Annotated in this window: 20 protein-coding genes; 11 read left to right on the plus strand and 9 right to left on the minus strand. The window is 63.5% G+C overall.

Annotation, left to right across the window (positions count from 1 at the left end; genetic code table 11):
• Positions 1-4 precede the first annotated feature (4 nt).
• Positions 5-2,104 (minus strand): transketolase, encoded by a 2,100-nt coding sequence (gene tkt, locus LH407_RS00475; protein WP_322133248.1) that lies wholly within the window; start codon positions 2,102-2,104, stop codon positions 5-7.
• A 235-nt stretch (positions 2,105-2,339) separates the two neighbouring features.
• Here tkt and LH407_RS00480 point away from each other — a divergent pair, with 235 nt between their 5' ends.
• On the plus strand, positions 2,340-3,260 hold the full coding sequence (locus LH407_RS00480; RefSeq protein ID WP_322133247.1) for a heme o synthase: 921 nt from the start codon (positions 2,340-2,342) through the stop codon (positions 3,258-3,260).
• Here LH407_RS00480 and LH407_RS00485 read toward each other — a convergent pair.
• Positions 3,257-4,198, minus strand: a complete 942-nt coding sequence (locus LH407_RS00485) for a COX15/CtaA family protein (RefSeq protein WP_322133246.1) — start codon at positions 4,196-4,198, stop codon at positions 3,257-3,259. The genes LH407_RS00480 and LH407_RS00485 overlap by 4 nt on opposite strands.
• A 247-nt stretch (positions 4,199-4,445) precedes the next feature.
• On the opposite strand from LH407_RS00485, the gene sufB reads away from it, so the two are divergent.
• The 6 genes from sufB (at position 4,446) to LH407_RS00515 (ending at position 10,222) form a co-directional block, all read left to right on the plus strand.
• Positions 4,446-5,864 carry a Fe-S cluster assembly protein SufB gene (gene sufB, locus LH407_RS00490; RefSeq protein WP_322133245.1) on the plus strand — a complete coding sequence of 473 codons (1,419 nt, stop codon included), beginning with the start codon at positions 4,446-4,448 and terminating at the stop codon, positions 5,862-5,864.
• The gene (sufD, locus tag LH407_RS00495; protein ID WP_322133244.1) at positions 5,865-7,049 is read left to right on the plus strand and encodes a Fe-S cluster assembly protein SufD; all 1,185 of its coding nucleotides are present in this window, start codon (positions 5,865-5,867) and stop codon (positions 7,047-7,049) included. It begins immediately after the preceding gene.
• On the plus strand, positions 7,046-7,375 hold the full coding sequence (locus LH407_RS00500; protein WP_322133243.1) for a non-heme iron oxygenase ferredoxin subunit: 330 nt from the start codon (positions 7,046-7,048) through the stop codon (positions 7,373-7,375). Before sufD ends, LH407_RS00500 begins: the two co-directional genes overlap by 4 nt.
• 49 nt (positions 7,376-7,424) lie before the next feature.
• Positions 7,425-8,189 (plus strand): Fe-S cluster assembly ATPase SufC, encoded by a 765-nt coding sequence (gene sufC, locus LH407_RS00505; RefSeq protein ID WP_322133242.1) that lies wholly within the window; start codon positions 7,425-7,427, stop codon positions 8,187-8,189.
• Between the two features lie 4 nt (positions 8,190-8,193).
• Complete coding sequence (locus LH407_RS00510; protein WP_322133241.1) at positions 8,194-8,523, plus strand: metal-sulfur cluster assembly factor; 330 nt, start codon at positions 8,194-8,196, stop codon at positions 8,521-8,523.
• Positions 8,524-8,623: 100 nt separating this feature from the next.
• Positions 8,624-10,222, plus strand: a complete 1,599-nt coding sequence (locus LH407_RS00515; protein ID WP_322133240.1) for an ABC-F family ATP-binding cassette domain-containing protein — start codon at positions 8,624-8,626, stop codon at positions 10,220-10,222.
• Positions 10,223-10,224: 2 nt separating this feature from the next.
• Here LH407_RS00515 and LH407_RS00520 read toward each other — a convergent pair whose 3' ends face one another.
• The 3 genes from LH407_RS00520 to LH407_RS00530 are packed head-to-tail and all read right to left on the minus strand — an operon-like array spanning position 10,225 to position 11,602.
• Positions 10,225-11,064 (minus strand): SURF1 family cytochrome oxidase biogenesis protein, encoded by an 840-nt coding sequence (locus tag LH407_RS00520; RefSeq protein WP_322133239.1) that lies wholly within the window; start codon positions 11,062-11,064, stop codon positions 10,225-10,227.
• Positions 11,061-11,318 (minus strand): hypothetical protein, encoded by a 258-nt coding sequence (locus LH407_RS00525; RefSeq protein WP_322133238.1) that lies wholly within the window; start codon positions 11,316-11,318, stop codon positions 11,061-11,063. The genes LH407_RS00520 and LH407_RS00525 overlap by 4 nt, the downstream gene beginning before the upstream one ends.
• Positions 11,315-11,602 (minus strand): DUF3099 domain-containing protein, encoded by a 288-nt coding sequence (locus tag LH407_RS00530; RefSeq protein ID WP_322133237.1) that lies wholly within the window; start codon positions 11,600-11,602, stop codon positions 11,315-11,317. Before LH407_RS00530 ends, LH407_RS00525 begins: the two co-directional genes overlap by 4 nt.
• A gap of 72 nt (positions 11,603-11,674) precedes the next feature.
• Here LH407_RS00530 and LH407_RS00535 point away from each other — a divergent pair, with 72 nt between their 5' ends.
• Positions 11,675-12,385, plus strand: a complete 711-nt coding sequence (locus LH407_RS00535) for a beta-ketoacyl-ACP reductase (protein ID WP_322133236.1) — start codon at positions 11,675-11,677, stop codon at positions 12,383-12,385.
• A gap of 11 nt (positions 12,386-12,396) precedes the next feature.
• Here LH407_RS00535 and serB read toward each other — a convergent pair whose 3' ends face one another.
• Positions 12,397-13,035 carry a phosphoserine phosphatase SerB gene (gene serB / locus LH407_RS00540; protein WP_322133235.1) on the minus strand — a complete coding sequence of 213 codons (639 nt, stop codon included), beginning with the start codon at positions 13,033-13,035 and terminating at the stop codon, positions 12,397-12,399.
• Positions 13,036-13,087: 52 nt separating this feature from the next.
• Complete coding sequence (locus LH407_RS00545; protein WP_322133234.1) at positions 13,088-14,326, minus strand: glucose-1-phosphate adenylyltransferase; 1,239 nt, start codon at positions 14,324-14,326, stop codon at positions 13,088-13,090.
• Positions 14,327-14,387: 61 nt separating this feature from the next.
• Between LH407_RS00545 and glgA the strand changes: the two genes are divergently transcribed.
• The 3 genes from glgA to LH407_RS00560 all read left to right on the plus strand — a co-directional run bounded on the left by glgA (position 14,388) and on the right by LH407_RS00560 (position 16,739).
• A complete protein-coding gene (gene glgA, locus LH407_RS00550; protein WP_322133233.1) occupies positions 14,388-15,572 on the plus strand; it encodes a glycogen synthase in 1,185 nt (394 codons plus the stop codon).
• Between the two features lie 30 nt (positions 15,573-15,602).
• Positions 15,603-16,385, plus strand: coding sequence for an ABC transporter ATP-binding protein (locus tag LH407_RS00555; protein WP_322133232.1), 783 nt, complete (start codon positions 15,603-15,605; stop codon positions 16,383-16,385).
• 99 nt (positions 16,386-16,484) lie between these two features.
• A complete protein-coding gene (locus LH407_RS00560; RefSeq protein ID WP_322133231.1) occupies positions 16,485-16,739 on the plus strand; it encodes a type B 50S ribosomal protein L31 in 255 nt (84 codons plus the stop codon).
• Between the two features lie 66 nt (positions 16,740-16,805).
• Here the strand turns inward: LH407_RS00560 and LH407_RS00565 are convergent, their stop codons facing one another.
• Both LH407_RS00565 and treS read right to left on the minus strand, forming a co-directional pair.
• Positions 16,806-18,164, minus strand: a complete 1,359-nt coding sequence (locus tag LH407_RS00565) for an exonuclease domain-containing protein (RefSeq protein ID WP_322133230.1) — start codon at positions 18,162-18,164, stop codon at positions 16,806-16,808.
• 40 nt (positions 18,165-18,204) lie between these two features.
• Positions 18,205-19,917, minus strand: a complete 1,713-nt coding sequence (treS, locus tag LH407_RS00570; RefSeq protein ID WP_322133229.1) for a maltose alpha-D-glucosyltransferase — start codon at positions 19,915-19,917, stop codon at positions 18,205-18,207.
• Positions 19,918-19,991 lie beyond the last annotated feature (74 nt).

The raw sequence follows: 19,991 nt of genomic DNA on the forward strand, positions 1-19,991 counted from the left end.
GTCGCTAGGCGCGCGAAGCGGCCAGCGTCTCCTTGGCGGCAGCGATGGCCGCCTCAGTGGTGATTCCGAACTCGCGGAACAGGGTCTTGTAGTCGGCGGATGCTCCGAAGTGCTCGATCGAGACGCTGCGGCCGGTGCCGCCGACGTACTTCGACCATCCGAGAGCGAGGCCTGCCTCGATCGAGACACGGGCCGTCACGGACGCGGGAAGAACAGACTCGCGGTACGCCTCATCCTGCTCCTCGAACCACTCGAGGCACGGGGCCGAGACAACGCGGGCGTTGATGCCCTCGTCCTTGAGCTTCGCACGAGCCTCAACAGCGAGCTGAACCTCAGAACCGGTCGCGATGAAGATGACATCGGGCGTTCCGCCAGGTGCCTCGGCAAGCACGTACGCACCCTTTGGGGTGTTGCTTGCTGACGCGAGAACGTCGCCATCGGCTGCGCCGTCGCCACGCTCGAACACGGGGATGTTCTGACGTGTGAGGGCGATTCCGGCGGGTCCGTTGCGCCGCTCGAGGATCGTCTTCCAGGCCCAACCGACCTCGTTGGCGTCACCGGGGCGAACGACGTCGAGACCGGGAATGGCGCGGAGGGTGGCGAGCTGCTCGATCGGCTGGTGCGTCGGGCCGTCCTCACCGAGGGCGACCGAGTCGTGCGTCCAGACGAAGATCGACGGCACCTTCATGAGGGCTGCGAGGCGGACCGCGGGGCGCATGTAGTCACTGAAGATGAGGAACGTGCCACCGAAGGCGCGCGTGTTGCCGTGCAGCACGATGCCGTTGATGATCGCGCCCATCGCGTGCTCGCGGATGCCGAAGTGGAGGACGCGGCCGTAGTCGTTACCCGTCCACTCGTGGGTCGAGTGCTCGGCGGGGATGAACGACGCTCCGCCCGCGATGGTCGTGAGGTTGGACTCAGCGAGGTCAGCCGAACCACCCCAGAGCTCCGGGATGACGGAGCCGAGGGCGCCGAGAACCTTGCCGGACGCGGCACGGGTGGAGACATCCGTGCCACCGTCGAAGACGGGAAGGGCATCCTCGATACCCTCGGGCAGTTCGCCCGCAAGGATACGGTCGAGGAGCTGCTTGCGCTCGGGGTTGGCAGCGGCCCACGCGTCGAATGACTTGTCCCATTCGGCGTGCGCTGCCTTACCGCGCTCAATGGCCCCACGCGTGTGGGAGATGACCTCGTCCGCGACCTCGAAGGTCTGGTTCGGGTCGAAGCCGAGCACCTCCTTGACGGCGGCGAGCTCCTCAGCGCCGAGGGCCGAGCCATGGATCTTTCCGGTGTTCTGCTTCTTCGGGCTCGGCCATCCGATGATCGTCTTCAGGATGATCAGCGACGGCTTGTCCGTCTCAGCCTTCGCGGCCTCGATCGCGTCATTGAGGGCGTGGAGGTCCTCCTCGTACACGCCCGTCTTCTTCCAATCGACGACCTGCACGTGCCAGTGATACGCCTCGTAACGCCCCTTGACGTCCTCGGTGAAGGCGATGTTGGTGTCGTCCTCGATCGAGATCTGGTTGGAGTCGTAGATCGCGATGAGGTTACCGAGCTGCTGGTGCCCGGCGAGGGAGGATGCCTCGGCCGAGACGCCTTCCTGCAGGTCGCCGTCACCCGCGATGACGTAGATGTAGTGGTCGAACGGGCTCGTCCCGGCGTCGGCATCGGGGTCGAAGAGACCGCGCTCGAAGCGGCTCGCGTAGGCGAAGCCCACGGCGGACGAGATTCCCTGACCGAGCGGGCCGGTGGTGATCTCGACGCCGTCGGTGTGACCGTACTCGGGGTGACCGGGGGTCTTGGAACCCCACGTACGCAGCGCCTTGAGATCATCGAGCTCGAGACCGTAACCGCCCAGGTAGAGCTGCACGTACTGCGTGAGCGAGCTGTGGCCCGCAGAGAGAATGAAGCGGTCGCGGCCGATCCAGTGCGTGTCACTCGGGTCCTGGCGCATGACCTTCTGGAAGAGCAGGTACGCCGCTGGCGCCAGGCTCATCGCGGTTCCGGGATGCCCGTTCCCCACTTTCTCCACGGCGTCGGCGGCGAGAATCCTCGCCGTGTCGACTGCCTTGCTGTCGATGGGGTCCCATTGGAGAGCTGCCACGGTGACTGATAACCCTTCTGCAAGCGGCGCCGCCCGGAAGGCTGGTGCACGGCGAACGAATGCCTGCTGCAGACCACGTCGGCTGTGCCGCCGCAGCCGCGATCCACTTCAGGAGAGGGGGACGTTGCCGCATTTGTTGGCTGGCAGGCGTTACCCAGTATAGAGAGTTCGAGAGCGGCTCGTCCCCGTATTGCGCCAGACGTCGGTCGTCGGTAGGTCGCCTATCATCGAAGGTATGGGTGTCGCGATACAGGACCGCTCGGAGACCGGGCGCATCGGAGTCATCCGTAAAGTGAAGGCCTACGTGGCATTGACGAAGCCTCGCGTCATCGAGTTGCTTCTCGTCACCACCGCTCCGGTCATGATTCTTGCGGCACAAGGAATCCCGAACCTCTGGCTGGTGCTCGCCACGCTTGTCGGCGGAACCCTGTCTGCGAGTTCGGCGAACGCCTTCAATTGCTACATCGACCGCGACATCGATCGCGTGATGAACCGCACCAAAAACCGCCCGCTCGTGACCGGTGAGCTGACCGACCGTGAGGCTCTCGCTTTCGCATGGATCACGGGTGCTGTCTCAATTGTGTGGCTGGCGCTTCTCACTAACTGGCTTGCCGCGGCTCTCTCACTGGCCGCGATCCTCTTCTACGTATTCGTATACACACTGCTCCTCAAGCGCCGCACGCCTCAGAACATCATTTGGGGCGGGGCGGCCGGATGTATGCCCGTCCTGATCGGCTGGGCTGCGGTGACGGGGTCCCTCTCGTGGACACCCGTGATCCTCTTCGGGATCGTTTTCCTCTGGACTCCGCCGCACTACTGGCCGCTCTCGATGAAGTACCGAGCCGACTACCAGTCGGTCGGCGTTCCCATGCTCGCGGTGGTTCGCGGTCGCACGGTGGTGGGACTTCAGGTGGTGCTCTACGCGTGGGCGACCGTGGCGTGCTCGCTGCTTCTCATTCCTGTCGCACCGATGGGAATCGTGTACTCCGTTGTGGCCGTCGCGAGCGGCGGATGGTTCATCGTCGAATCCCATCGCCTGTACTCGGCGGCGATCCGCCACGACGAGGTGCGCCCCATGCGGGTTTTCCACGCCTCGATCACGTACCTGACGCTCGTTTTCCTCGCCGTCGGGATCGACCCGCTCCTGCCGTTCTAGACCGAAACAGCCGCGACGCCGATGTCGCGCTTGACGGCGAGTGGTCCTCGCGGCTCCCGGAGGGCGAGGACAACCGCCGTCATGGCCGCGGCGAGACAGCACGCGAGAACCATGTGAATGCCAACAAGGATCTCGGGCAGGCCGAGTCGCGCTTGCACAAGGCCGATAACGATCTGCACACCTTCGATGGCGAACAGGATGAGACTGAAGGTGAGCAGTCGACGCTGCCCCAGTCGCCACGCACCGACAATGAGTGCGAGTGTCGCGACAAACGTTGCGTAGGCCGGCCAGCTATGGATGTGCTGCAGTAGCTCCGAATTCAACCCGTTTCGTGCCGCACCGCCGTCACCGGCGTGCGGTCCGGAGCCGGTTACGAGAACGCCGACCAGGATCGTTGCCGCGGTGGTGACTGCCGTGATTGCGACGAGGACGCGGTATCCGCCTGGCAGATTCACTCGCTCCCCGCGCGGACCCAAAAAGACACGGAATACGAGAACCGCAGAGAGCGACACGAGCACAACGGATGCAACGTAATGGAGGCCCACAACGTAGGGGTTGAGGTTCGTCAGCACCGTGATGCCCCCGATGATCGCCTGAATCGGAACGTACAGACCGATGAGGAGGGCGAGCACAAAAAGGTCACGCCGCTCGCGGCGGATCCGCAGGACGAGAACGAACATCCCGATGGCGATCGCCACAAGCACAAAGGTCAGCAGTCGATTACCGAACTCGATGATTCCATGGATGCCCATTTCTGGCGTGGAGACAAAAGACTCGGGGGTGCACCGGGGCCACGTTGGGCATCCCAGGCCAGAACCCGTGAGTCGCACAGCCCCGCCCGTGCCGACGATGAGGATCTGCGCGACCAAAGTTGCAACGGCGAAAACCCGAATCCGGGTGTCCACGAAGCTCGGCAGTCGATCGAACACGGCTTTCACGGCCGTACCTCCTGTTATTTGATGGCGCGCCCTGTAGAATCGTGGGGTTCGAAGAACAGCCCACGCCGGGGAGTCAGCGCAGACGTCGGAGACGAACTCCGAGTCCTGGTTCAGTCTAAGCAGGCCCCAGCCGTATCCGCGGAACAGAGCGCACGAGGCCAGCAGAGCACTGAACTCCTAGCTGCACGGCGAAGGGAATGCCGGTGAAACCGTTGTGGTTGTCACCGGTGGGAAAGAGGTAATGACTATGGCTGATGTGCTGATCGACCGCCCCGAACTAGGCAGTCTCGGCCAATACGAATTCGGATGGGCCGATTCGGATGTCGCAGGCGCAAGCGCCCGTCGAGGAATCAACGAAGAGGTCGTCAGAGACATCTCCGCCCTCAAAAACGAACCGGAGTCGATGCTCAAGACCCGTCTGGCCGGCCTGCGGAACTTCTTCCGCAAGCCCATGCCGACGTGGGGAGCCGATCTCTCGGGCATCGACTTCGACAACATCAAGTACTTCGTGCGCTCCACCGAGAAGCAAGCACAGAGCTGGGAAGACCTGCCGGAGGACATTCGCACGACGTACGAGAAGCTCGGCATCCCGGAGGCGGAGCGCCAGCGTCTCGTCGCGGGTGTCGCTGCCCAGTACGAGTCGGAGGTCGTCTTCCACTCCATCAACGAAGAGCTCGAGAAGCAGGGTGTCATTTTCATGGACACCGACACGGCGCTCAAGGAGCACCCGGAGTTCTTCGAGGAGTACTTCGGTACGGTCATCCCCGCCGGCGACAACAAGTTCGCCGCGCTCAACACCGCGGTGTGGTCTGGCGGGTCGTTCGTCTACGTGCCGCCGGGTGTTCACGTCGAGATCCCTCTCCAGGCCTACTTCCGTATCAACACGGAGAACATGGGCCAGTTCGAGCGCACTCTCATCATCGCCGACGAGGGGTCATACGTTCACTACATCGAGGGATGCACGGCACCCATCTACAAGTCGGATTCACTGCACTCGGCCGTCGTCGAGATCATCGTGAAGAAGAACGCGCGCGTGCGCTACACGACCATTCAGAACTGGTCGAACAACGTCTACAACCTGGTGACCAAGCGCGCCATCGCGCACGAGGGTGCGACGATGGAGTGGATCGACGGCAACATCGGTTCCAAGGTAACGATGAAGTACCCGTCGATTTACCTCGTGGGTGAGCACGCGAAGGGCGAGACTCTCTCCGTTGCGTTTGCGGGCCCGGGTCAGCACCAGGATGCCGGCGCCAAGATGATCCACATGGCGCCGTACACGACGTCATCCATCGTCTCCAAGTCGATCGCCCGCGGGGGTGGTCGTGCTGGATACCGCGGAGAAGTCCGGGTCGACGAGAAGGCGCACCACGCCGCCAACACCGTGCGCTGCGATGCTCTCCTGGTTGACACGATCTCGCGGTCGGACACGTATCCCGCCATCGACATCCGCGTCGACGATGTACAGCTCGGCCACGAGGCCACGGTGTCAAAGGTGAGCGAGGAGCAGCTGTTCTACCTGCAGTCGCGTGGCCTGCCCGAGGATGAGGCAATGGCTATGATCGTGCGCGGCTTCATCGAGCCCATCGCGCGGGAACTCCCCATGGAGTACGCACTCGAACTCAACAAGCTCATCGAGATGAGCATGGAAGGCTCTGTCGGCTAGATGTCCATCGCCACCACTCAGACTCCAGGCCAGCACGGCGCAACGGCTCACAGCGACGGAGGATGGGGCGCGGGTTCCGTGCCCGTCCAGACTCGCTCCGAGCGATTCACCTCCACAGATCCCGCCGACTTCCCCGAGGTCGTCGGGTTCGAGATCGACTGGAAACTCACGCCAGTCGATCGCGTTCGCCACCTCATCGACAGCCCGCTGAACGGTGAGCAGTACGAGATCGCGACCGATGGTGCCGACGGCACGACGGTCGAGTGGGTCGCTCCGGGCGACGCACGCGTCGGATCGGCAGGCGTGCCAGAGGACAAGGCCGCCGCCAATGCCTGGTCGAGCGTCGAATCTGTGCTCTCGATCACCGTCGAGGGGGAGTCGAGTGCCCCTCTCGGGATCGACAGGACCGGCCTCGGCACCGCTCCGCGCGCGGCCCACACCGTTGTCACGGCTCGTCCGAACTCACGGGGACTCGTTGTGCTCGCAAGCTCGGGTGAGGCGAACCTCGTGGAGAACGTCGAGATCGTTGTCGGCGAGGGCGCCAACCTCACGGTTGTGCACCTCCAGGAGTGGGAGGACGATGCGCTTCACCTGGCCAGCCACTTCGCTCAGGTGGGCCGCGATGCAGCTCTTACGCACATCGTCATCACGCTGGGCGGCTCGGTGGTTCGAGTCAATCCGTCGGTTCACCTGAGTGGCGAGGGCTCGCACGGCGACCTCTTCGGGCTCTATTTCGCTGACGGCGGCCAGCACTTCGAGCAACGGGTGTACCTGCATCACAAGGCAGCGCATACCGTGGGCCGAGTCAACTACAAGGGTGCGCTCCAGGGAGCGGGAGCCCGGACCGTGTGGGTCGGTGACGTGCTCATCGGGCCGGATGCAACGGGCACCGACTCCTACGAGCAGAACCGCAACCTCGTGCTCACCGAGGGCACCCGGGCCGACAGCATCCCGAACCTCGAGATCGAGACGGGCGACATCCTTGGTGCCGGTCACGCGAGTGCCACGGGGCGTTTCGACGACGAGCAGTTGTTCTACCTTCAGTCGCGTGGCATTACAGAGCCCGAAGCGCGTCGCCTCGTTGTGGTGGGCTTCCTCAACGAAATCATCCAGAAGATCGGCGACGACCGGCTCGAGGAGTACGTACTCGGCCGTGTTGTGAGCGAATTGGGGGCGGGTCAGTGACCGCGGAACGCGTGTGCACAACGGCAGAACTCGAGCCGAACAAGCCCTTTCGTGTTGTCCTCGACGGTACCGCGATTGTCGTGGTGAAAGACTCCGCCGGCGACGTCCATGCCATCGGCGATACGTGCACACACGGCGACATCTCACTGTCCGAGGGCTTTGTCGAGGACGACTCGATCGAGTGCTGGGCTCACGGCTCATCGTTCTCTCTGACCACCGGAAAGCCGAACAACCTCCCCGCCTACGAGCCGGTTCCGGTCTTCGTAGTCAACATCGACGCCGATGGCGTCGTCACCATCGACCCGAACGAGATCGTGTCGGTCTGAGCGGCCAGGCGCCAGCTCACTACCGAAACAACACAGAAACGAAACAGACATGTCAGTACTCGAAATCAAAGATCTCCACGTCAGCGTCGAGACCGACCAGGGCACCCGCCAGATTCTGCGCGGAGTCGACCTGACCATCAAGCAGGGCGAAATCCACGCCATCATGGGACCGAACGGGTCGGGCAAGTCCACGCTCGCCTACTCGATTGCAGGCCACCCGAAGTACAACGTCGAGAGCGGCTCAGTGCTGCTGGACGGCGAAGAGGTACTCGAGATGAGCGTGGACGAGCGTGCGCGCGCCGGTCTGTTCCTGGCGATGCAGTACCCGGTGGAGATTCCCGGTGTGCGGATGACGGACTTCCTGCGCACCGCGAAGACGGCGCTCGACGGCGAGGCTCCCGCCATTCGCACCTGGGTGAAGGAGGTCGGCCAGGCGATGGATGACCTCCGCATGGACAAGTCCTTCGGCGAACGCAATGTCAACGAGGGCTTTTCCGGCGGCGAGAAGAAGCGTCACGAGATCCTCCAGCTCGAGCTCCTCAAGCCGAAGTTCGCCGTCCTCGACGAGACGGATTCTGGGCTCGACGTGGATGCGCTGAAGATCGTGTCCGAGGGCGTGAACCGCGCCCACGCGGCGAACGATCTCGGTGTGCTCCTCATCACGCACTACACCCGCATCTTGCGCTACATCAAGCCGGACTTCGTGCACGTCTTCGTGGCCGGTCGTGTCGCGGAGGAAGGTGGCCCCGAACTCGCCGAACGTCTCGAGGAGGAAGGCTACGATCGCTTTCTCCAGGGCAGCGGCGTAGCGTAGTCCCATGGCAACCGCACTCGCGCCGGCTCTCTTCGATCAGGTCGAGGAGGCCCTCAAGGATGTCGTCGACCCCGAGCTCGGGGTGAACATCGTTGATCTCGGGTTGATCTACGACCTGAGCTGGGACGACGAGAACGACGCACTTATCATCAGCATGACGCTGACCTCAGCGGGTTGCCCGCTCACTGACGTCATCGAGGAGCAGACCGCGCAATCCCTCGATGGCATCGTGGAGGCGTTCCGAATCAACTGGGTCTGGATGCCACCGTGGGGTCCCGAGCGCATCACCGATGACGGTCGCGACATGATGAGAGCGCTCGGCTTCTCCATCTGATGCTGGCCGCGCCTGGCGCGGCGACCGCGGACATAGAATGGTTCGCTTACCCCTTAAGTTTTCGCCTCATACGAGCGCGCCCACAGAACTGGAACAACCCGTGCTGTCAGTGCAGGACCTCGAACTCCGCGTCGGAGCACGTCTTCTCATGGAGAACGTGAACTTCCGCGTGTCCCGGGGCGACAAAATCGGGCTCGTCGGCCGCAACGGCGCTGGCAAGACAACGCTCACCAAGGTTCTGGCGGGTGAGCTCCCCGCTACTGGCGGCACGGTCTCGCGTTCGGGCGACGTGGGGTATCTTCCCCAGGATCCGCGATCGGGTGATCCGGAGGAACTGGCGCGAACGCGCATCCTCAACGCCAGGGGCCTTGGCGACCTCGTCTACGGTATGCAGCAGGCGAGCCTCGGGATGGCGTCGGATGACCCCTCCGTCAGCAGCGCGGCGATGAAGAAGTACGAGCGCCTCACCGACCGATTCGAGGCACTCGGGGGCTACGCGGCCGAAGCGGAAGCGGCATCCATCGCGAGCAATCTGAGCCTGCCGGACCGCATTCTGGATCAGCCGCTCAAGACTCTCTCTGGTGGCCAGCGACGACGTATTGAGCTCGCGCGAATCCTCTTCTCGGATGCCGAGGTCATGATCCTCGACGAGCCGACCAACCACCTCGACGCCGACTCCGTCGTCTGGCTCCGGGAGTTCCTCAAGTCGTACCAGGGCGGATTCATCGTCATCAGCCACGACGTCGATCTCGTGGGGGAGACGGTCAACAAGGTCTTTTACCTCGATGCCAACCGCCAGGTCATCGACATCTACAACATGGGGTGGAAACACTACCTGCGCCAGCGGGAGGCGGACGAAGAGCGACGCAAGAAGGAACGCGTCAACGTCGAGAAGAAGGCGACACAGCTACAGCTTCAGGCCGCTCGATTCGGCGCCAAGGCGTCGAAGGCCGCAGCCGCTCACCAGATGGTCGCCCGCGCGGAAAAGATGCTCTCGGGCCTGGAAGAGGTCCGGACCGTCGACCGCGTTGCCAAGCTTCGCTTTCCGGAGCCGGTGGCCTGCGGTCGCACGCCGCTCACCGCCCACAACCTCTCCCGCAGCTACGGTTCACTCGAGATCTTCACGGCCGTCGATCTGGCGATCGACCGCGGATCAAAAGTTGTTGTCCTCGGCCTGAACGGCGCAGGAAAGACGACCCTGTTGCGTATTCTCTCCGGGGTCGACAAGCCGGACACGGGCACCGTCGAATCCGGCCACGGTCTCCGAATCGGCTACTACGCCCAAGAACACGAGACGATCGATGTGAAGCGGTCCGTGCTCGAGAACATGGTCTCGGCGAGCCCCAATCTGACCGAAACCGAAGCGCGGCGAGTGCTTGGCTCCTTCCTCTTCACGGGGGATGACACGTCAAAGCCCGCGGGTGTGCTGAGTGGTGGCGAGAAGACACGCCTCGCACTGGCCATGATCGTGGTGAGTGGAGCGAACGTGCTCCTCCTCGACGAGCCGACCAATAACCTCGACCCCGCGAGCCGCGAAGAGATTCTCGGGGCACTGGCGTCGTACACCGGCGCCGTCGTGCTCGTCAGCCACGACGAAGGTGCCGTCGAGGCACTCAACCCCGAGCGCGTCCTCATCCTGCCCGACGGGGTAGAGGACCACTGGAACAAGGATTACGCGGACCTCATCAGCCTCGCCTGATGTCAATTGTCGAGGAGGGCATCCTCGACATCGGCGTCGCTCGGCTGCTTTTTGGCGGCCTTCGCGCGTCTCTTCTCGGCACGGGCCTGCTCGGCCGGGTCGTCCTCGTTGCGCGCCCGGTACTCCTGTCGTACGGCCCAGCCGAGAGCGACGAAGGCAAGGATGCCGAACACGAGCCACTGGAAGGCGTACGAGAGGTGCGGCCCCTCGTCGAGTTCGGGTCGAGTGAGCGCGGCGGGGCGGACCGGGGGAGCGGGATCCTCCTCTGCGAGGACGCCGTAGGCGCCGACGTATGTCGGCCTATCAACAAGCTCCTGGACTTGCGGGAGGTTTATGGACGCCAGTTGCCCGGCCGGCGCCGAGCGTCCGGGGAGAGTGGGCTCGCCGGCTTTGAGTCTTGCAATGACGGAGACCCGATCGCCCGGAGGCGCGGGAACGGCATCCGGTGCATCCTGCTCGTTGCCGGTGGGTACCCAGCCGCGATCGATCACGAGTACCGAGCCATCGTCGAGGAGCAGCGGAACGAGCACGGCGAATCCTGGTGCGCCGTTCATGGGTCTGCCTCGAACCAGCACCTGCTCGTCATCGAGATAACGTCCTTCGACACGCACGGGAATCCATTGGTCGTCGGCATCGAAGCTCTCGAGCGTCGGGAGGGCATCATCGAGGGGAACGGGCGCGGAATCCCAGTTGTTCTCGACAAGATCCATCGCCGCTCGTGCCTCGTCACGACGCGCGAGCTGCCACTGGGACAGCAGCACACACGCGATCGCAAACGCCACCACCAGCGCGAGGTAGCCGAGCCACCGCCGCGAGAGCGCGAAACGCCATCCCGTGCTCATGCGGTGCCTGCCTGCGGGAGCTGCGGCACTTCGGAGCCCGCGGGCACAACAACGACCGGGAAGCCGCGAGACGACAGGTACGTCTCGAGGAAGTCGCGATGCTCATCGCACGCGAGCCAGAGCTTCTTACGCTCGGGACTATGGATACGAGGGTTGCGCCACGCCACCGTCCAGGTGGCGGATGCTCGACACGCGGCCCGTGAGCAGGTGCTTGGTATGGCGTCGCCCGGCGCCGACGAATCGAAGAGTGTCACAGAGGACGACTCTCGTGTGGGAGAGGAACGATCGAGCCGGGGCGCTCGACCTCAGCACCGGGCCGGGCAGCTCGAGCATTGGCCGCAACCACAGCCACGTAGGGAAGAATCACGGCTCCCAGAATGGGGAGAACAAGCCACCATCCTTGGACAAAAAAGCACAGGATCACGCACACGGTGCGAATCCCCATCGCGATCGCGTAGTTGGTGAAACGGCGATTGCGTTCCACATCGGGGGCCTCCGGCAGGCTCGTGACCGACTGACGCTCGTTGTCGCTTCTCACACCGATCCTGTCTCCCTGCGGGTGCCCCGAGACAAGCCTACGTCGCTCGGCGGTGCCAATAGGCTGGTACCCATGTCTCACCCCAGAACTGTTCTCATCACCGGCGGCAATCGAGGAATTGGGCGTGCGATCGCCGAGGAATTTGTCGCGCAAGGTCACCGTGTCGCCGTGACGGCACGCTCGGGTGAGGGGCCTGAAGGCACACTCACCGTTCGCGCCGACGTCACCGACGCCGCAAGCATCGACGCCGCATTCAGCGAGGTCGAAAATCAACTCGGCCCCGTCGAAGTGCTTGTCGCCAATGCCGGAATCACGCGCGACACCCTGCTGCTGCGGATGAGCGACGAGGACTTCACCGACGTCATCGAAACGAACCTCACAGGGTCCTTCCGCGTTGTCAAGCGGGCATCGAAGGGGATGCTGAAGGCGCGCTTTGGGCGCATCATCCTCGTGTCGAGTGTTGTTGGCTTGCTGGGGTCAGCTGGGCAGGTCAACTACTCGGCGTCGAAGAGTGGACTCGTGGGCATGGCGCGCTCGCTCACGCGCGAACTCGGCGCCCGCGGCATCACAGCCAACGTCGTCGCTCCCGGCTTCATCGAGACGGACATGACGGCTGAACTGGGCGAAGAGCTTCAGGACACGTACAAGAAGCAGATTCCCGCTGGCCGATTCGCGACGGCGAGCGAGGTGGCCAGGGTCATCACGTGGCTCGCGAGCGATGATGCCGCGTACGTGTCGGGTGCGGTCATCCCGGTCGACGGCGGCCTCGGAATGGGCCACTGACGCGATACTCGTCAGCCGCGCAGACCGAGAAGCGGTAGAACCTGGCTGAGATCCCGCTCGTCGATGAGCACACCCGCCACATCACGAACGGGAGCCTTGGCATCGAACCCCACGGCGAGACCCGCGATCGCCATCATGGTGAGATCGTTCGCGCCGTCTCCGACAGCAACGGCGGACCGGAGCGGGATCGATGCGTCGTCGGCCCACTCACGAAGAGTGGACGCCTTGGCCTCAGCGTCGATCACCGGGCCATCAACCTCGCCCGTCAATACGCCGCCGTCGACAGCGAGGCGGTTCGCCCTCCAATAGTCGAGTCCGAGCTCTTTGGCGATCGGGTCGAGGACCTCGTGGAACCCACCCGATACGACACCGACTCGACCACCGGCGGAGCGCACCCCGGCGATGAGTTCGGGAACTCCCCGCGTCACTGTCACGCGTGAGCGGACCTTGTCGAAGATGTCCGTCGAGAGGCCTCGAAGGGTCGCGACGCGGGCGCGAAGACTCTCTTCGAAATCGAGTTCGCCGTTCATCGCCTGAAAGGTGATGCGTTCGACCTCTTCGAGCGAGCCCGCCTCCTCGGCGAGCAGCTCGATCACCTCGTCCTCGATGAGAGTGGAGTCGACGTCGAGGACAACGAGGAATCGGGTCATTCCGGGCATACCTTTCTCGGGGCATCCGCCCCTGGGGTTCTGAGTGTGGTGCTCAGCTGACGATGGCGCCCTTGCCGACAACGGTAATCCCGGTCTCGGTGACGGTGAACCCGCGGGACCGGTCGGCGTCGTGATCGACTCCCACGGATGCGCCAGGCTCCACCACAACGTCCTTATCGAGAATCGCCTTGCGAACAACGGCACCCGGCATGATCTTGACGCGCTCGAAGATGACGGAATCGGAGACCATGGCGCCGGATTCCACGGTGACCCACGGACCGAGCACACTTCGCTCGATGTGAGCACCCGACAGCAGTGAGCCCAGTGAGACGATCGAGTCGATCATGGTGCCGAGGTCACCCCGAGCATCACGCACGAACTTGGCGGGAGGGGAGTTGAGCTGCTGGCTGTAGATCGGCCACTCCCGGTTGTACAGGTTGAAGACGGGAAGAGCCGAGATCAAGTCCTGATGCGCGTCGAAGAAGGACTCGATGGTTCCCACGTCCCTCCAGTAGAAGCGGTCGCGATCCGTCGAGCCGGGCACCTGGTTGCGGTTGAGGTCGTACACGCCCGCGAGTCCGCGCGAGACGAAGTCGGGAACGATGTCACCACCCATGTCGTGGTTGGAGTCGCTTCGTTCACCATCGCGGATGACCGCATCGATGAGTACATCGGCATCGAAAACGTAGTTGCCCATCGAGGCGAGCACTTCCTCGGGCGAGTCCTGAAGGCCGATGGGCTTCTCGGGCTTCTCGTGGAAGGCCGCGATCTTGGTCGGGTCGTCGGATTCGACCTCGATGACGCCGAACTGGTTTGCCAGAGCGATGGGCTGACGGATCGCGGCAACGGTCAGCCCGAGGCCCGACTCAATGTGCGCATCGATCATCTGGCTGAAGTCCATGCGGTACACGTGGTCGGCGCCGACGACCACAACGATGTCGGGCTTCTCGTCTCGCAGGAGGTTGAGGCTCTGCAGGATCGCATCGGCCGATCCGCTGAACCACCGCTTGCCGAGACGCTGCTGGGCGGGAACGGAGGCGACGTACGCGTTGAGCAGACCAGACAGTCGCCATGTCTGGGACACGTGACGATCGAGACTGTGCGACTTGTACTGGGTGAGCACAACGATCTGACGCAGACCCGAGTTGATGAGATTGCTGAGCGCAAAGTCGATCAGTCGGTAGCCACCCCCGAAGGGAACTGCGGGCTTTGCCCGGTCCACGGTGAGCGGCATCAGCCGCTTACCCTCTCCACCGGCGAGAACGATGCCGAAAATCTTGGGGGCGACCATGGGTCAAGACTACGGGTTTGAGGCGCGCCCGAGCGAGAGCCACGTGGGGTACCGTCAAGTCATGCGCGTCGACGTCGTGACCAAGGAGTATCCGCCCGCGATCTACGGGGGAGCCGGGGTTCACGTCACCGAACTCGTCCGCGCCCTTCGCGAATCGATCGACGTAACCGTGCGGTGTTTCGGTTCACCTCGGGACGAGCCGGATGTTGTGGCGTACGACGTTCCAGGGGAGCTCGCGGGGGCGAACCCCGCATTGCAGACGCTCGGCATCGACACCGTCATCGCGCAGGACGTCGCGGGCGCCGACATCGTGCACTCCCACACCTGGTACGCCAACGCCGCGGGTCACCTGGCGAGCATGCTGCACGGCATCCCTCACGTCATCACCGCGCACAGTCTCGAGCCGCTGCGGCCGTGGAAGGCCGAGCAGTTGGGCGGCGGCTACCGCGTCTCGAGCTGGATCGAGGAGGATGCGTTTACGTCTGCTGCTGGCATCATCGCGGTAAGCGACGGCATGCGGCGGGACATCCTTCGTTCCTACCCACGACTCGATGAGGGTCGCGTCCACGTCATCCACAACGGCATCGATCCCGAACGGTGGAAACCCACACACGACCTTGACACGGTCCGGCGTTACGGCATCGACCCGGATCGACCCTCTGTCGTCTTCGTCGGTCGCATCACTCGTCAGAAGGGCCTGCCCTACCTCCTGCGGGCTGCACGTCTGCTGCCCGCTGACGTGCAGATCGTGTTGTGCGCGGGTGCGCCGGACACGCCGGAAATCCTCGCGGAAGTGCAAGCGGGGGTGGCAGCGCTGCAGGCGGAACGGTCGGGCGTGATCTGGATCGAAGAGCTACTGCCCCAACCCACCCTCTCGGCGATCCTGACCGCTGCGACAACATTCGTCTGCCCGTCGGTGTACGAACCGCTCGGAATCGTTAACCTAGAGGCGATGGCATGCGGCGCTCCCGTCGTGGGCACGGCCACGGGCGGGATACCCGAAGTTGTCGACGACGGCGTCACTGGCCGTCTCGTTCCCATCGACCAGGTAGAGGACGGGACCGGAACACCTCGCGATCCCGACCGGTTCGTCGCCGATCTTGCCTCGATTCTCACGGAGGTCGTCTCCGACCCCGAGCGCGCGCGACGGATGGGCGAAGCGGGGCGCGACCGCGCGCAACGCGAGTTCAGTTGGTCAACGATTGCCGAACGTACTATCGACATCTACGGTCGCCTCACGGCCTGAGCAGCCAGCACACCGTAGGCTTGACGCATCATGACGAGCGTTCTCGAGTTCAACGACGTGTCCGTAGTGCGGGAGGGCAATCGCATCCTCTCGTCGATCTCCTGGAAGGTCGATGCCGCCGAGCGCTGGGTGATCCTGGGCCCGAACGGCGCAGGAAAGACCACACTCCTGCAGTTGGCCGCCGCGCAGCTCCATCCGACCGCGGGCGAGGTCACGGTACTCGACGACGAGCTCGGACGCACGGATGTTTTTGAGCTCCGGCCACGCGTTGGATTTGCTTCGAGCGCTATGGCAAAGCGTTTACCGCGTACGGAGCAAGTGCTCGATGTTGTGTTGACCGCCGCTTTTTCTGTGACCGGACGCTGGAACGAGGAGTACGACGAGGTCGACGTTCGCCGCGCACGACGTGTTCTTTCGGAGTGGAAGCTCGACCACCTCGCGGAGCGACGTTTTGGCGACCTCTCCGACGGTGAGCAGAAGCGTGTGCAAATCGCTCGAGCCATCATGACCGACCCCGAGTTGCTCCTCTTGGATGAGCCGGCCGCCAGCCTCGACCTCGGTTCTCGCGAGGAACTCATCGAGCTTCTCGGTGGTTTCGCGAGCGCGCCGGATGCACCAGCCATCGTCATGGTCACCCACCACGTCGAAGAGATTCCCCGCGGATTCACCCACGCACTTCTCCTCGGCGGGGGAGAAATCCAGGCCGAGGGCACAACGCCCGAAGTCGTTACGTCCGAGAACCTCAGTTCCGTCTTCGGACTACCGCTCGTCGTGTCGAGCGACGACGGGCGTTTCACCGCCCGCGCAGCGTGATCGGGCACCACTTCTGATACGATTGACAGTCGGCTCGCCGCACTGTCGCGCGCCACGAAGACTTCAACGAAACCACACCGAGATCTACAGGGAACAACCATGAAGACCGAAATTCACCCGGACTACGCAGCTGTCGTGTTCCGCGACCTCGCGTCGGGCGCCACCTTCCTGACGCGTTCCACCGTCACGAGCGACAAGACGATCGAGTGGGAGGACGGCAACACCTACCCGGTGATCGACGTCGAGATCTCCTCCGAGTCGCACCCGTTCTACACCGGCAAGCAGCGCATCCTCGACTCCGCCGGTCGCGTCGAGAAGTTCAACTCGCGCTACAAGGCATTCGGCGGCAAGTAGTCGTCACACGCGTGAGGGGCATGGGAACCAGTTGGTTCTCATGCCCCTCGCGTCGTTAAGGGTGCGTTAGAAGAGCGCCGATCTGCGCTGCACCCACAGCGGGAGGATCGTGTCGCGAGTCAGCGGCGCAAGTTCGACTCCGGCGTTGTCGAGCGATTCGATCCACAGCGCTTCCTCGATCTCCGCTGAAGGAGTGACGACGCCGTCGGTGGCCAAAGCAAACACTTCGGCACGGATAACCGTGTTCGGCTCGTTGGCAGCCTCAGCACGGAAGCTTCCGAGATACTCGGTGGCATCGGGGTCTAGTTCGATACCCACCTCCTCGAGGAGCTCCCGCGTGAGCGCCGCGAGCGCGCTCTCGCCGGCCTCGATCTTTCCGCCGGCCTGCATGAACGCAGTAGTCCCGCGTTTACGGACGACGAGGGTGCGACCCGTGGAATCCGTCACGATCCCGGCAGCAACCCGCAGCACAGTCGGTCTGCGCGGGGCACGTGTCGACGGGGAGATCGTCACAACCTCGGCAACGTGCGTGTGAGGCTGGGGCACAACGGGCGGCTCAGAGTCGCGGGGAAGGCTCGGCGGTGGCGCGGACGCGTACGCTGATCGTGTCGATGCGGCCAGCGCCTCCAGCGAAAGCACACCGGTCGAATAGATGTCGATGATGGGCACCGTCAGACTCGGCCGCGGCGCGGGGGCGGGAATGGGCTGGGTGTCGGTGAATGAGCCGGGGTGACTGAGGAGCTGGAGTGGCCACTGCTGGGGGGCGACGTAGTCCTCTTCGCCCTTCGACGTGCGGATGTACTCCTGGAACCGCAGTGCCTGCTCCCGATACCACTCGACCTGGGCGGCGTGTAGTTCCGCGGCAGGACGATCAAGCTCGTCCGGGTATGCACGTGCAAGAGCCATGGCGACTCGACCAGCGGCGATGGCATCCGAACTCGCATCGTGCGCGTCGGTGAGTTCGACACCGTAGGCATCGGCAGTTGCTTCGAGCGTGCGCTTGCCCTTGCGGTACCTGTCCACCGCCTTGTCGAGCACCAGTGGATCGAGAACGGGGAAGGGCTGGTCCAATACCGGAACGCCGTATCTGCGGCACTCACGGTCAAGGAGGCTGAGGTCGTACGGCGCGTTGTACACAACGAGCGGAAGGCCGAGCCCCTGCAGGGTTCGAAGGGTTTGGGTGATCTCCGCGATAACGAGAGGCGCCGCTCGACCTTCTGCCCTGGCACGCTCGGTCGTAATGCCGTGCACACGCGCTGCACCCTCGGGAATAGGGATCCCGGGATCGGCAAGCCACTCCCACGAAGTAACAACATCGCCGTCATCGCCGAGAACGGCAATGCACGCAGAAACTATCCGGCTCGTGTCGACGTCGACCCCGGTCGTTTCGAGGTCAAACGCGACAACGCGGCCCCACGGGTTCATGCCCACAGAGTACGACTCCCCGCCGACGAACGTCGGTACGTCACGCGCGAGCCGCCGGGACCAGTCTCAGCCAATAGAACGACTGCGAACCGAGCGTGAGTTCGAGCGTGCCGGATTCGTCCACGGAAGGGAACTGCGATCCGCCGAACAGATCCCACGCCTCGGCACCCTCGAACCCAGGGAGACTCACGCGAGTGGATACCGGGGTGTGGGCAAAACTGAAGACACACAGAACCGTCTCGGGAGCATCCCCGAACTGGCCCTCGGAGCCTGCATAGGAGCGCACGTAGGCGATCACCGAGTCATGGTCGCTCGCTGCGACCTCGAGCGTGCCCATGCCGAAGACGGGATGCTGCTTGCGCACGTGGATCATCGTGCGAACCCAGTGCAGCATCGATCGCGATTGTGCGAGTTGAGATTCGACGTTGGTGAGCGAGTAGTTGTAGACGAGCGATTGCACTACCGGCAGGAAGAGCTTGCCGGGATCGGCCGTAGAGAATCCCGCGTTGCGATCCGGCGTCCACTGCATCGGTGTGCGGCTTGAGTCCCGATCGGGCAGCCAAATGTTGTCGCCCATCCCGATCTCGTCGCCGTAGTAGAGAAATGGGCTGCCACGAAGCGAGAACAGGAGCGCATAAGCGAGTTCGAACTCGAGACGCGAGTTATCGAGGAGCGGAGCCAACCGCCGACGGATGCCGACATTCGAGCGCATGCGGGGGTCGTACGCGTACCAGCCATACATCGCCTGCCGATACTCCTCGCTCACCATCTCGAGAGTGAGTTCGTCGTGATTACGAAGGAAGACGCCCCACGCGGACCCTTCCGGTTCTTGCGTGACCTCCGACAGAACACGCTCGAGCTCACCGGCGTGCTGCGAGCGGAGCGAATAGAAGATCCTCGGCATCACCGGGAAGTCGAATGCCATATGGCATTCGGGTTCCTCGACGGTTCCGAAGAACTCAACAACTTCGTTGGGCCACTGGTTTGCCTCGGCGATGAGCATCCGTCCGGGGTATTCGCGGTCGACAACGGCGCGGATCTCTTTGATGAACTCGTGAGTTTTGGGCTCGCCTTCGCCGTTGCCGTCTTCAGACTCGAACAGGTAGGGGATCGCGTCGAGCCGAATTCCGTCGACGCCGAGGTCGAGCCAGTACCGGATGATGTTCAGAACCTCTTCGCGCACCGCAGGGTTCTCGAAGTTGAGGTCGGGCTGGTGCGAGAAAAAACGGTGGAAGTAGAACTGGCGCCGCACGGGGTCGAACGCCCAGTTCGAGTCTTCGGTATCGACGAAAATGATGCGGATGTTCGGATACTTCTCGTCGGTGTCGCTCCACACGTAGTAGTCGCCGTACGGGCCGTCAGGGTCCTCACGGGACTGCTGGAACCACTCGTGCTGGTCGGACGTGTGGTTGAGCGGGAAGTCGATGACGATACGCATGTTGCGTTCGTGCGCCTTGGTGACGAGTTCGCGGAACTCCTCAACGGTTCCAAACTCGGGCAGAACCGCGGTGAAGTCCGATACGTCATATCCACCGTCACGGAGCGGCGATTGGAAGAAGGGCGGCAGCCAGAGGGCGTCGACACCCAGCCACTGGAGGTAATCGAGCTTGGTGATGAGACCAGCGAGGTCTCCGGAACCGTCCCCATTTCCGTCGTAGAAGGAGCGCACCATCACTTCGTAGAACACCGCCCGTCGGTACCACTGGGGATCCAACGCGAGCCCGGGCAGTTGAATGGGGGCGGTGAAGGTCATGAAGCTCCTTGGGAGAGTGCGATCGATAGAGTCTAGAACCGGTCGTGCAAGCGCTTGTGACGAACCCGCTGCCT

Origin of the sequence: Antiquaquibacter oligotrophicus, from assembly GCF_020535405.1 — a bacterium.
Classification (GTDB): domain Bacteria; phylum Actinomycetota; class Actinomycetes; order Actinomycetales; family Microbacteriaceae; genus Rhodoglobus; species Rhodoglobus oligotrophicus.